Source organism: Paenibacillus faecalis, from assembly GCF_900289175.1.
In the GTDB taxonomy this organism is placed as follows: Bacteria; Bacillota; Bacilli; order Paenibacillales; family Paenibacillaceae; genus Paenibacillus_AQ; species Paenibacillus_AQ faecalis.
On record NZ_LT985747.1, the window covers coordinates 1489392 to 1502458 of the forward strand.

Consider the following 13067-nt stretch of genomic DNA (forward strand, 5'->3'; position numbering starts at 1 on the left):
AATATAACTATCGATCCAGTTTTACCATCGTTTTGTATAGCACTTGTGCTGCTTTTAACATATCTTCTTCAGCTGTAAACTCTTTAGGATTATGACTGATTCCATCTTTAGAGCGGACAAAGATCATTCCAACAGGAAAGCAGTCCTTGAATTGCATGGCGTCATGCCCTGCCCCGCTTGGCAGGGATACAACCGTCTCTCCTATTTCCTGAATACTCTCTTTAATAAGAGCTTGAAGAATCTTATCACAATGAACAGGCTCGACACGTTGCAATTCAATCACATGCAGGCCCAATTGACGTTCTCTAGCTACAGCCTCAGCATACTGTTTAATCTCTCTCTCAAGCTGGTCACGCTGTGCTTCATCGATATCCCTCATATCGATCGTCCATTCCACTTCACCCGGGATGACATTGACGCCATTGGGTTTTACTATCAGTTTGCCGACTGTCGCTACTGACGAATTATAGCGTTTTGTCATTTTCTCAACTTCAGCAATAATCAAGCTTGCTCCTACTAAAGCATCCTGACGTTGATTCATCGGAGTGGTTCCCGCATGTTCAGCTAGTCCAGTTAACTGAAATTTAAGCCATAAAGGTCCGGCTATTCCCGTTACATTCCCAACTGCTGCCCCTTTAGCCTCTAGCACTTTTCCTTGTTCGATATGGACTTCCAGATAACATTTAACATGATTTAATCTAGTGCTGGAAAGAGACTTCTTTTCTAAACCACAATTGGCGATAGCCTGCTCGATTGTTATACCGTCCTCATCCATTCTTTGCAGATCGGCCGTTGTCAATGTCCCTGCAACCGCTCTGCTTCCAATCATGCCAAACCCGAAACGAGTACCTTCCTCATCTCTAAAAGCAATCACTTTTACAGGATGCCTAAACTCTATTCCTTGTTCTTTAAACGAGTGAATAACTTCGATGGCTACCAAAACACCCAGGCTGCCATCAAATTTACCACCGTTAGGGACCGTATCGATATGAGAACCTAAAACAATGGCAGGCAAATCTTCGGTGCCTTCATCACTTCCAATCAAATTGCCGACAGCATCATAATGGACGTTTAGCCCAGCTGCTTTCATATATTGAGCCACAAGCTCGTTCGCTTTGATGTCATGATCTGTATACGAAAAACGATCAATGCCTCCGTCAGCGGTTCTTCCAATCCTTGATAGCTGTTCAATATGCTCGCTCAGCCGCTGTATGTTAATCATGGGAATCAGATGCCTTTAACTTAAATCTAAAATGGCAGTTTCCTTCTTTTAACACATACTGATCATGCTCCACTTCAAATTTATGGTTATAACCGCGCGCAACAGCAGGATCGATCATTTCACAATACAAAATACCGTATTCATGCATATGATCGTCTGCCCATTGCTGCCCAAAAGGACATGCTGTAAAGTTCTGTTCAATTTCCTCAGGCTTGATATCAGACGTATAGGTGAATAAATCGCTTCTGCCCATATCATAATTGGACAGATAGTTCTCAATTGTATTGCTCACCCCGTTCGCACGAGCTCTTTGTGCAATGCCCCGGCCGCGTTCCTCACCGAATGTACGAACCCCTTCACGAATCGTATCTTTGCCATCATCGCCGACTTCATCAACGACCGCCTTGCTCAACTGGGCAAACAGTTTGGCCATCAATGCATAAATCGTCAGATCTCTATACTTGTTTTCTGCTTGATGTCGGTTTGGAATATAATCAAACAACGTATGATTTTCGCCATCGACCGTCGCCTGTTGGGCAATTTCCTCAGCATCTTTATATCCAAAGCGCTCTACAGCTTGTTGAATCAAATCTTGTCCTTGTTTACCATATTTAGACACAACGGCCCTTTCTACATGTGTAAAAAGCTTCGCTGTTATAGCATACATGGACAATGGCGGGATGTTAATTTTAGCTTCATTCATCGTAAACACTCCCAATGATATTTTCTTGCCCGCAAAAGGGGCATTTCTTAAATCTTTATTCTTAATATTATATAACCGGTTAGCATTTGGTTCAAATTCATATGGGTTTACTAAGAATTATCTTTTAATTATATGTTATCTTATTGACAGTTCATCGCATATAGCCTAAGTTTATTAATCATATAAACTTAATAGGATTTTAAAAAAGGAGATAACGATGAACTTTACAGGCAGCTTTATCATCTACGCAGAAATCGTCATTTACTTGCTGGCTATGTTAGGGATCGGCGTTTATTTTAGCAGAAAAAAATTAGATCAGCATGATTATTTTCTCGGCGGAAATAAATTGCCTGGATGGGCTTTAGCTTTCTCTGAAAGAGCGACCGGCGAATCTGCATATATGTTTTTGGGAGCCGTAGGATTTATTTATTTGACAGGTTTGTCAGGTATTTGGATATTGTCGGGTATGTTTTTAGGGGTGGTTTGCTCCTGGCTGTTTTTGGCACGAAAATTTATGAACGAAAGAAAGAAATACAACGTCTATACGCTGCCGGATTATTTAGCTGTTAAATTTCCGACACACAGTCATATCATTCGAGTATTGTCTGCTTTAATAATGGGAACCTTCTCGGTGTTTTACATTGCAGGCCAATTTTCTGGTACAGGTAAAACCATTTATTCGATTTCCGGTATCGATATCACTATAGGAACTGTTGTGATTGCAGCCATTATTATTGCGTATTCGTGTATGGGCGGCTTTATGTCCGTTGTATGGACGGATACCGTGCAGAGCTTTTTAATGGTGTTAACCTTTATCCTCGTTCCGATTGCAGCCTTTGTACAGATTCAAAATCAGGATTTATCCATCTCTTATGCTTTAACTGAAATGGGAAATGGCGCGGATAACTGGTTTGGCGGATTAACAGGGCTAGCATTAGGAACCATGCTGATGACGAATTTCTCGTGGTTCTTCGGTTGGCTGGGCGGACAACCGCAATTAAGCTCGCGTTTTATGGCGCTGACAAATGAAAAAGAACTGCGCACAGCCAAGAAGGTTGCATTTATCTGGACACTCATTGTGTATGTAGGAGCGTTTTTAGTAGGGATTTTCGGTTCCATTCTTTATAAACAAGATACGATCAAGGATGCCGAAATGATTTTGCCTTATATGGTTTCCGATTTGCTTCCACCTTGGGTGGCAGGAATAATGATTTCCAGTATATTAGCAGCGATTATGTCTACGGCCTCCTCTCAACTATTGGTCGTTACGACATCTGTAAGTGAGGATATTATCCATAAATCGATAGGAATTCAGATGAAAAGCAGCACATTAGTGAATCTGTCTCGCCTTGTCGTTATCATATCCGGGATTTTAGGCCTGATCATTTCATTATGGTCTGAATCGATCATTTACGGCGTTGTAAGCTTTGCCTGGGCAGGTATAGGCAATACGTTTTCCGCTGTTATTTTATTGATTTTCTTCTGGAAAAGAATATCGGGTATTGGTGTAATCGCAACGATTATTACAGGCTTTCTCAGCGCCATTCTATGGACAATCTCGCCGATGGAAGCAATTGTTTCAGCAAAATTCAGCACGTTCTTCATCTGTCTCATCGTTGGTATTGCTGCGAGCCTATTATACCCGGATCGTAAATTAGATGCTGCGCACAGTGAGCAAAGAGCCGTATAACTTTTGCGGCTGCTTTTCGTGCCATCACTTAAGAAAAAACACCATTTACTTTCCTTCATTTGAATCAAAAGGCCCCCAGCGTCCGTTCCACACGGATACCAGGGGCTGTTCTGTATCATATGATTACGCTTGTTTAATGACTTTCAACATGCTTGCAATGTTTCCAAGATGCATCGCTTCATGGATCAGAGCGAAGTTGACGAGTTCCCCTGCGTTTTCAAAGTGCATGGGGCCTAGATCAACAGGTTGTTTCAATGGTTCTTCGAGTGAAGCGGCAGAGATCCCTTCCAAACCTTTAAGTTGGCCGGAAATACATTCGAGCAGCTCTTCTTTCGTAGGAGGCGCTACCGTCCAGTCGGAAGGCTTGGTTCCTGGACTGAATAATCGACCGTAAACTTCCGGAATTTCGAATTGAAACGAAGTAGCTTTGTAAAGGAAATAATTCAGGGTGACGATCATATGCCCGACATGCCAACGGATCGTGTTGTTGAACTGCGGCGGCTGAACATCAAACAGCTCCTCCGGTATAGCTTGGATCTGTTGGAGAGCCATGTTATGAACCCGCTTACCCGTGTGTAAAATATTTTGGGACATCATTCAATCCTCCACTCTACAATATTCGGCTTACTTTAAGTAACCTGATTTCATTTTAACCTATTCATCCAAAAGAAACCACTTCACCATCTTATACATATAGCTATCGCATTATGACGGTGAAAGCATCAAAGTGCTTTATCATCAACGCTGTTCAGCCAATTTTCGATATCTCCGACAACGGAAGCGATGCAGCCGTCCTCAAACGGAGATTGAAGTCCCGCATATTTCACAAGCTCAATGAACGATTTGCTTCCGCCGACCTGACACAGCTTCAAGTAATCGGACCAAGCCGCTTCATAGTTGTCATGCAGACGTACCCAGAACTGGAAGGCGCAAATTTGAGCCAGTGTATAATCGATATAGTAGAACGGTGATCTGAAAATATGACCTTGTCTATGCCAGAAGCCTCCATTGTCCAAATACTCATTTCCTGCAAAATTCCGATGTGGCAAATATTTACGTTCGATTTCGCGCCAGGCCGCTTTACGTTCCTCCTTCGTCGCATCCGGGTTGCTATATACGAAATGCTGGAACTCATCCACCGACACACCGTAAGGAATAAACTCCAAGGCGCCGCTCAAATGGCTAAATTTATATTTCTCAGTGTCCTCTTCAAAGAACAGCTTCATCCAAGGCCATGTGAAAAACTCCATGCTCATAGAGTGGATTTCACAAGCTTCATACGTTGGAAACGTGTACTCCGGCACTTCGAACCCGCGGCTTTCGTACACTTGAAACGCATGACCTGCTTCATGTGTCAGCACATCGATATCTCCGGAAGTACCGTTGAAGTTGGAAAATATGAACGGTGCGCGGTAATCAGGAATAAATGTACAATACCCGCCTGCTTGCTTACCCTTTTTGCTAACCAGATCCATCAGTTCATTTTCAGTCATAAAGGTGAAAAACTCGTTCATTTCCGGTGACAGCTCGCTATACATTTTTTTACCGTTTTTCACGATCCATTCCGCATCACCCTTCGGCGTTGCATTTCCGGACTTAAAGCTGAAGCCTTCGTCATAGAACAGCAATTCATCTACGCCAATACGGCTGCGCTGACGTTCTTTCAGCTTGCTGGCTATCGGGACGATGTTATCGAGTACCTGCTGTCTAAAATTCGCGACCATCTCCGCATTATAGTCGGTGCGGGCCATACGCGCATAACCCAACTCTACGAAGCTGTTATAACCTAGTTTTTTGGCAATGTTCGTCCGGACTTTAACCAGTTCATCGTAAATCCGGTCAAAATCGTCTTCATGCTCGGCCATAAATTGATAGTGAGCATTGAAAGCACTCTTACGAATTTCGCGATCTGTGGACAATTCATAAGGGGACAGCTGAGAGAGCGTAAGCTCCTCGCCATTGAATGGGATTTTGGCGGAGGCGATCAGTTGAGAATATTCGGTGGATAACTTGTTCTCAAGCTGAAGATCCTCAATAACCTCCGGGCTGAATGTTCGCAGTGACAGTTCGGCCAATGCGAACAGCTGCTTCCCCCATTTCTCTTCCAATTCATGACGAAACTTCGATTTAATTAACGCTCTGTAATAGTCGGTTATGTATCCCTGATAAATCGGTCCCACTTCATCAAAAAATTCCTGTTCTTCTTTATAGAACGGATCAGTAGTATCAATCGAATGGCGGATGCTGACCAGTGTAGCCTGGGTATCCATGTGCTGACGCAGCTCATTGATCGCCTTCATCGCCTGATCCTGTTCTTCAAAAGTATCAGCTTCATTAAACGATTTTAGTAATTGATTAAACCGCTGTTCAATTTCTTTCAAATCCGGACGTTTGTATGGATAATCCGAAAACCTCATCGTATAACCCTTCCCTTCTAGTTTTAAAGTACATCTATTATACTAAAAATCACGAGAGTATCTACCATAAATTTCAATTTATAAACTGCTTTCGTGTGTATCCATATGAACAGCTGAAATTCTTACCATTAATTCGCTAGTCGATTCAACAATTGTTCCAAAATTCCAACCACATATGCAGGACCCTTTTTCAGTTCATCCCGCTCCAAGACCATTCGGCTCTGACGCTCATCCATATCAAACGAACGCTCAAGCCAGCCTGATATCCCTCTTCCTCTGCGGTCAACTTCTACTAGAACAGTCAGCCGGTCCACATCCAAATACATGATCAGTTCCAGCTCCGAGATTCTTCTGGCATATTCAGGTCCCGGATAAAACTCGATTTCCTGAATAAATGGCAGGCCCCGCCCCAGTCTCGGATGGTACTCGCAAGTTGCTGATTTAAACCGGAAGCCAAGCTCGGATACTGCATTCAGTACAACAGAAGTGTATGGGTGCGGTGTAACCTCGATATAATCCCGGTCTTTCGGATCGATCGCATACTCAATATCCAGACCCGTATGCAACCAAACCGGTTGTCTGTACAGGGTTAGAGGCGTTTCCAGCGGCAATGGAAATTCAAAAGGAATTTCAAGCTTATCCCCCTGCTTTACGACCAGTTTGTTCGATACTTTAACTTTAGCAATCGTGAACGATTCCGAGAACTTTTTGTCATCGCGCTCTCTGATATATTCTGTCATCAGCTTAATGTAGATTTGATCTACATTCTGATCCACATTCCCGCCCTTAATATGTACGACTCCCCTTACTTCCTCACCTGGATAATAGGACGATTTTTCAAGAAGAGTATCTACCTGTACCGACCCGATTCCAACACTCGCCAACATTTTGTTAAAAAAAGACATACATAACCCTCCTCTTATGATTTGAAGATAATGGAATATACGTTAATTAACCTTAAAAGTTTCTTGTTTTTTCTCAGCTTATTTCACAAAAGAAGGGAGAAACCCTCAGGCCATCCGGCCTTATGGGACTTCTCCCTTGCAAAATTTAATTCGATAACTCCAAAGATCGCAGCGTTCTCATCACGGTCACTGCTGCTTGAGCTTTCGTTACGTTGGACTTAGGAGCCAGGCGTGTTTTTGAAACGCCCTTCATAATCTCTTCCTGTACAATGAAGGCAAGTGACGATCTTGCATAAGATGCAATCGCGGCCTGGTCATTAAAATGCGCAAGCACATCGTCATCGGCAGCATCTGTTCTACCTGCATACTTCAGTGCATTTGCCAGCATAACCGCCATTTCCTGACGAGTTATTGTACCGTTTGGATCAAATGTATCTTTCGTTTTGCCTTTGATCAGTCCCAATTTGGAGGCAACTGCAATATCAGCGGCATATTGGGACTGTATATCAACGTCTTTGAACGCGGAGCTGGTGGAATCCGGTATGATTCCAAGGCCCCTTACGATCATGGACACGACTTCAGCTCGAGTGGCACTTTTGTTCACACCAAACGTGTTCGCACTTTCACCAAAGGCAATTTGCTTCACAACTGCTAAATGAACATCCTTTTGTGCCCAACCCTGGGCTGAATCTTGGAATGTGTAATCGGTTTCAATCACAGCGTATATACCGCTGCCTTTTGTTTTCATTTCCACCGTAATCGTTCCATCCGCATTCACTTTAAACAGTGTTGGAACATGACGAAGTTCGCTGCTTTCAGGGATAAAAATCACTCCGGAAGAACGACCGATATCGATATCCTTCGCATTTAAAGTGAATTTACGGCTAATATAGTGTTCTCCAATATGAACAAATTTGTCCTTAGATCCGGAGCTAATCTTGAGTTCAAATGGTTGAACCAGCTTTGTTATCGTGCCGGAAGGTAGTCCCTTTTTCATCTGATCCAGCACCGTTTGCTCCGGTGTTTGGAAGATCATTTTAACGTCAGCTGCCCCGTCAATCGCCTGAATCGGAATGGTGTATTCCGCATCCTTCATGCGAATGGACAATACTGCTTTCTCGCCTTTTCTCGCAACAGCTGCAATGATCTGCTCAGGCAGGGACAGTTCCACTGGATTTTTGCTGTCGCTGTCGATAACAATGCTAAATGTGGTGGAAGTTGAGTCATCAATTTGCTTCAAGGATGCAGCATCTGTTGACAGCGTAACTACCGTAGTATCGCCATTTTTGCTCACCTTGGTTTTTAGCTCATTGTTGTCTTTATCTGGAGGTGAAGGTTTGGTTGGTGTTGTCGGTGATGGTGATGTAGATGGTGGTGAACTTGTATCCCCTCCCCCGGAAGGTGGTGGAGTCACCGTATCTGACGAAGTGGTCACCTTTAACACATCACTGCTTCTTGATACTCTTTGAACCTTGTCATCATCTTTTTCAACCGCAAGTACGTGAATCTTATATTCCGTTGCTGGTTTAAGATCATTTAACGTGTACTCCAGCTCTGTAGTATTGCCAACCCACTGGTTATTCACATATACTTCATAACCTGTTGCTCCCTCGGAAGGCTTCCACTTGAACTGCAGTGATTTCGCCTGCTTTGAAGCAACCGTAATCTGAGAGGGAGGAGCTAACTCAGATGCATTAATGGTGCCGTGAATTGGCAAGTTATTCACCAGCGCTGTCGTCAGTGTCTTGTTCCGATCACCGCTATTATCCCAGCTCATCACACCGGCAATATTGAGCGATTTTACAAGAGAAGCGCTGTACAACATCGTCTCCTCATCATTATACGTTATAAAAGTCTTGTTCTCGCCGTTATACAAGTAAGCTACCTTTGATGCTTTATTCCAGTAACGCTGATAGCCATCCTTATTTATATAATTATCCTCGAGATCGCTGAAGTCAAAAACACCAGCTTCCCATGAACCGTCAGTCGTGCCGCCGGAGCAGGTCTGATATTGTCCGTTTGGCGGACAATCCTGCCAACCCTTTCCATAGTACGGTATGCCAAGCACTAATTGATGATTCGGTACCCCGCCGTTTAAGTGACCTAATGCTCCCCCTTGCACGTTATTTCTTGGGGCATTTCGGCTAGGATGATTCTTATCGTAAAATAGCGGTGCGTTATGATGCGCAAGCTTTTCCCAGCTTCCGCTGTAATCGTAGGTCATAATGTTGACATAATCGAGATATTGTACTGAATTTTCAAAATCGGCATTGACAACAAAATTGTCTCCTTGTCCGGAAGCAATCGATAGCAGATAATATTTGCCATCTTCCGAGCCAGCCGCATCCAGTGCGTCACGAACCGTCTGCATCATGAGCGTAAAGTTTTGTTTATCCTCTGGACGTCTGGCATTATAGCTCTCGCCCCCCTCAACTGGATATTCCCAGTCGATATCTACGCCATCCAATTGATATTCCCTTAAAAATTTCACTACCGAATTGGCAAAAACATGGCGTGTCTCCTCAGTAGCTGCCATATTGGAAAAGTTTTTCGACCATGACCACCCGCCAACCGAGATCATTATTTTCAGATGCGGAGAGTTTTCTCTGATTTGGGCAAATGTTTTGAAATTGTCTACATCCACCTCAGAGTCGCCTATAATGATCTCACCATCGTGCACATAATCCTTCTGTAAAGGAATGTTCTCGTTCTGGCAAGCTGCGGCCCCTGTTCCGAACTTTTTCCAGCACAGATCCGCGAACGCGTAGTTGATGTGTGTAATTTGAGATACATCAATATCTTGTGGTTTATAATTCCGCGCTGATTCAAGGCCAGACCACGAACTATAGTAAGTTACATTCGTATAACTCGCTCCGGGCACAACACTAACATCACTGCTTGAAGGAGAGGTCCACAAGCTGTTTTTGGCCACAACCGTAAAGGAATAAGTTTGCCCTTCCGTAAGGCCGTTGGCTACGAAACGGTTATCCGTACTGGTTGCTGCAAGCTTTCCATCTTGGAAGATGTCATAGCTGGTCGCTCCAGGTACAGGAGCCCAACCGAGTGATGCCGACGTTCTGGTCGCTGTAATGACCTGTAAATCCTCGGGGGCTGCCAGCTCTCCCCAAGTGATCTTCACTTGATTGCTATTCTCTGAAGCCGGGGAAACCGGGTCCGTCTTGTTCTGTGACCCAAGCATAAAGATGTACGTTTTCCCTATTTCCATCCCCGATTCCGGCTTATAAGTGATGGAATAACTGTTGTCCCATGATCCGGTAATCCAAGCTCCATTCACATATAAGTCGTACCCCGTTGCCTTAGAAATACCTCCCCAGCCGAGTGTTACCGAATCATCGGTCACTTTCGTTACCTTCAAATAGCTTGGAGGTGCTAATGGGGGATCTTTGTATTCTGTTTTATCTTCAGTTGTCGTAAATGTCACTACATTACTTTTTTGCTCTGGTTTGAGATCGGCAACTTGTATTCCATCCGGCCCAAGAAAATACGAATACTCGGTTGATGGTTCCAATCCACCTACAGTTCTGATTCCACTGTTTGCCCAAGTTACATACTTGTTGGTTTTGGCGTCCCAAACCCAATAATGCTCGATTTCTAAAGCTGGGTCCCAAGTCAAAGTTGCGGTGTTATGAGTTACCTCTACAACTTTAAGATTTCTAGGGCCGTCCTTGCTTGGCGGTTCAAGCTCCTCATCACCTGCAAGCGTCGTAAACTCGATAGCATGGCTTGCGTCTTTAGTTACATCTTTCTCCCACGTAGCAAAAAGTTTATAAGTTGTATCCGGCTTCAATTGTTCGAGTGTAAAACTGCCGTTACTGCCTGATCCGACATATTCTTTAGTATCCGCGTGCCAAAGATGAATATCATTGTTTTCCGGATGGTGTTCCCACTCAATCATTACACTGGTGGCCGTGATCGACCCTTCTTTTACTCTTAGATTTTGCGGAGCTTTCAGAGAATCTCCCCCCTCTTTCGGTCCACCTTCTCCATTACCCGGTTCTTCTGAAGTAGTCTCTTCATTAGGCTTCTCTACGGGAGAAGTCTCGTCTGACGGGGTTTCTTCTTTAGGTGGTACAGGCTTGTCAGGAGCAGGTGTTGACTCCACAGGGTTATCAATAACATCCGTTTCCGCATACGAGGCTGGAGCGGCAAACAATGTACCAAAAACTAAAAGCATACTCAGGAACAGAACCATTATGTTAAAATATTTCTTCCGACCGGATCTATGCATGAATTCACCTCTTCAAACTGAATTTTGTACATAAGATTTGATGAATTGTTATAACTTTTTCCCCTTATCTGTGATATTTTTGTAAGCGTTTACCAAAAAAACTGTAAGTGTTTGCCCATCCTCCTTGTTTTCTAGTTTCTTTCCTACTTTTTTGTACAGATCCCACCCTTCATTACAAAATAATGTTGTGTATGAAAATTCATTCAATTTAATAATGGGATGAAGTTTATCATATAGGAAGGGGGATTTTCTCATTTCAGAGGGATAAAATTGAATGATATATACATCTTGGCTTGAACCCAAGAAAAAACGCCCCCGTTGTCCTGATTGAACACGAGAGCGTTTTATAAAACTGTTGCTTTTCCTGTACATTCTCAATCCTGTTTTCCAGCACTTTTTATTAATCCAGCGGTGCCAATCCGGCTTCAATTTCAGCACGTCTTGGTTCCAGAAATGGCGGCAGATCAAGCTTCTTTCCTAACGCTTCAACCGTTGAATCTGCGGTAAACCCTGGGCCATCCGTTGCAATTTCAAACAAAATACCGTTGGATTCACGGAAGTACAAGCTCTTAAAGTAAAAACGATCGATGATGCCTGACGAACTGAATCCGCGTTTCTTCACAGCCTCATCCCAGTAAGCCAGCTCCTCGTCATTTTTTACACGAATGGCTAGATGATGGATGCTGCCCCGGCCCGGTCTCTCACTCGGTCCATCCTGCTCTTTCACTACGATTTCACCAAGAACTTGACCTTCAACCGACTGATAAACACCCTCTTGTTCTGAACGAGACACTTCAACATATCCGAATATTTCCATCAATGTTTTCGCCAATTTATCCAGATTGCGAACTGTGATTTCTACCGATCCCATCCCTAAAATACGATGCTTCGGATCAACCGATGACTGCTCCCACGCTGTCCAATCCTTCGGCACTTCCGCTCCATCATTATTGATCAGAATGAGGCGAAGCCCTTCAGAATCCTCAAATGGCAATGCTTCTCTGCCTGCATACGTCGTGATATCACTATGTTTTACGTCCAACTGTTCAAAGCGCTCTTTCCAGTAAACCAGACTCTCAGAAGAGGGAACAAGCAATCCGATCTGTGTAATTGCATTGGTGCCGCGAACCGTTCTGCCAGCCGCCGGCATTTCAAAGAAGGTTAACTCTGTCCCTGCACTTCCGGTTAAATCTCCATAAAACAAATGGTACATGAAGGGATTGTCTTGATTGACCGTTTTCTTTACCCTGCGCATACCCAGTATGTTTTGATAAAATTCATTGTTGATTTGAGCGTTTTTCGTGAGCATGGAAATGTGATGGTGTCCTGGAATTTGATACATATTTACTTCCTCCTTTTTGACTTTACTAGTCAAGTGAAATTGTAAAAAAAATTTATTGTCGTGTTTATTGTGGTGGGATCTGCTTCTTCTGGCTGTGCTTATGCACGCGTGTCATTAATGAGTATAATACTTTCTTCTCTTCCTCATTCAATACCTCATCAAAAAATGATGATTGAAACGCAAGCTGCGCTGGCATGGCTTTTTCTAGTACTTTCGCCCCTTTATCAGATAGGGAAATCGTTTTTGTCTTCCACTCCTGCTTACGTTCGATGTATCCTTCCTTCTCAAGACGTGCAAGCATACGAGAAATTCCCCCTTGTGTCACGGTTACTTTCTCAGCAAGCTCAATCTGAGTTAATGGCTGATAAACATATATTTGAGCAAGCACATCAAATTGTGCTGTAGTTAAATGAAATCTTTTCAAAAACTCATTGGACATATGGTTGCTCTGGTTCATAAAACGAATTAACCGTAACCAGATTAATGAACCAATCGTATTATTCTCCATCTCATGTCCCCTTTCCAAACCTTAGCCTTAA

Annotated in this window: 10 protein-coding genes; 1 reads left to right on the top strand and 9 read right to left on the bottom strand. The window is 43.5% G+C overall.

Annotated features, from left to right (window positions below; translation table 11 throughout):
- Window positions 1–7: 7 nt before the first annotated feature.
- A complete protein-coding gene (locus tag C8268_RS07260; protein WP_106767050.1) occupies window positions 8–1222 on the bottom strand; it encodes a Zn-dependent hydrolase in 1215 nt (404 codons plus the stop codon).
- Window positions 1215–1925, bottom strand: coding sequence for an L-2-amino-thiazoline-4-carboxylic acid hydrolase (locus tag C8268_RS07265; RefSeq protein WP_106767051.1), 711 nt, complete (start codon window positions 1923–1925; stop codon window positions 1215–1217). The genes C8268_RS07260 and C8268_RS07265 overlap by 8 nt, the downstream gene beginning before the upstream one ends.
- A gap of 217 nt (window positions 1926–2142) precedes the next feature.
- Here C8268_RS07265 and C8268_RS07270 point away from each other — a divergent pair, with 217 nt between their 5' ends.
- On the top strand, window positions 2143–3615 hold the full coding sequence (locus tag C8268_RS07270) for a sodium/proline symporter (protein WP_106767052.1): 1473 nt from the start codon (window positions 2143–2145) through the stop codon (window positions 3613–3615).
- 123 nt (window positions 3616–3738) lie between these two features.
- On the opposite strand, the gene C8268_RS07275 is transcribed toward C8268_RS07270, so the two are convergent.
- From C8268_RS07275 to C8268_RS07305, 7 genes are all read right to left on the bottom strand, one after another.
- Window positions 3739–4212 carry a DinB family protein gene (locus tag C8268_RS07275; RefSeq protein WP_234032691.1) on the bottom strand — a complete coding sequence of 158 codons (474 nt, stop codon included), beginning with the start codon at window positions 4210–4212 and terminating at the stop codon, window positions 3739–3741.
- Window positions 4213–4337: 125 nt separating this feature from the next.
- The gene (locus C8268_RS07280; RefSeq protein WP_106767054.1) at window positions 4338–6032 is read right to left on the bottom strand and encodes a M3 family oligoendopeptidase; all 1695 of its coding nucleotides are present in this window, start codon (window positions 6030–6032) and stop codon (window positions 4338–4340) included.
- Window positions 6033–6160: 128 nt separating this feature from the next.
- Entirely contained in the window at window positions 6161–6937 is a 777-nt protein-coding gene (locus C8268_RS07285) for a sporulation protein (protein WP_106767055.1), read from the bottom strand.
- 145 nt (window positions 6938–7082) lie between these two features.
- On the bottom strand, window positions 7083–11186 hold the full coding sequence (locus C8268_RS07290; RefSeq protein WP_106767056.1) for a glycosyl hydrolase family 18 protein: 4104 nt from the start codon (window positions 11184–11186) through the stop codon (window positions 7083–7085).
- 48 nt (window positions 11187–11234) lie between these two features.
- A complete protein-coding gene (locus C8268_RS07295; RefSeq protein WP_158702695.1) occupies window positions 11235–11615 on the bottom strand; it encodes a hypothetical protein in 381 nt (126 codons plus the stop codon).
- On the bottom strand, window positions 11587–12528 hold the full coding sequence (locus C8268_RS07300) for a ring-cleaving dioxygenase (RefSeq protein WP_106767058.1): 942 nt from the start codon (window positions 12526–12528) through the stop codon (window positions 11587–11589). The genes C8268_RS07295 and C8268_RS07300 overlap by 29 nt, the downstream gene beginning before the upstream one ends.
- A gap of 64 nt (window positions 12529–12592) precedes the next feature.
- The gene (locus tag C8268_RS07305) at window positions 12593–13036 is read right to left on the bottom strand and encodes a MarR family winged helix-turn-helix transcriptional regulator (protein ID WP_106767059.1); all 444 of its coding nucleotides are present in this window, start codon (window positions 13034–13036) and stop codon (window positions 12593–12595) included.
- Window positions 13037–13067: the final 31 nt, after the last annotated feature.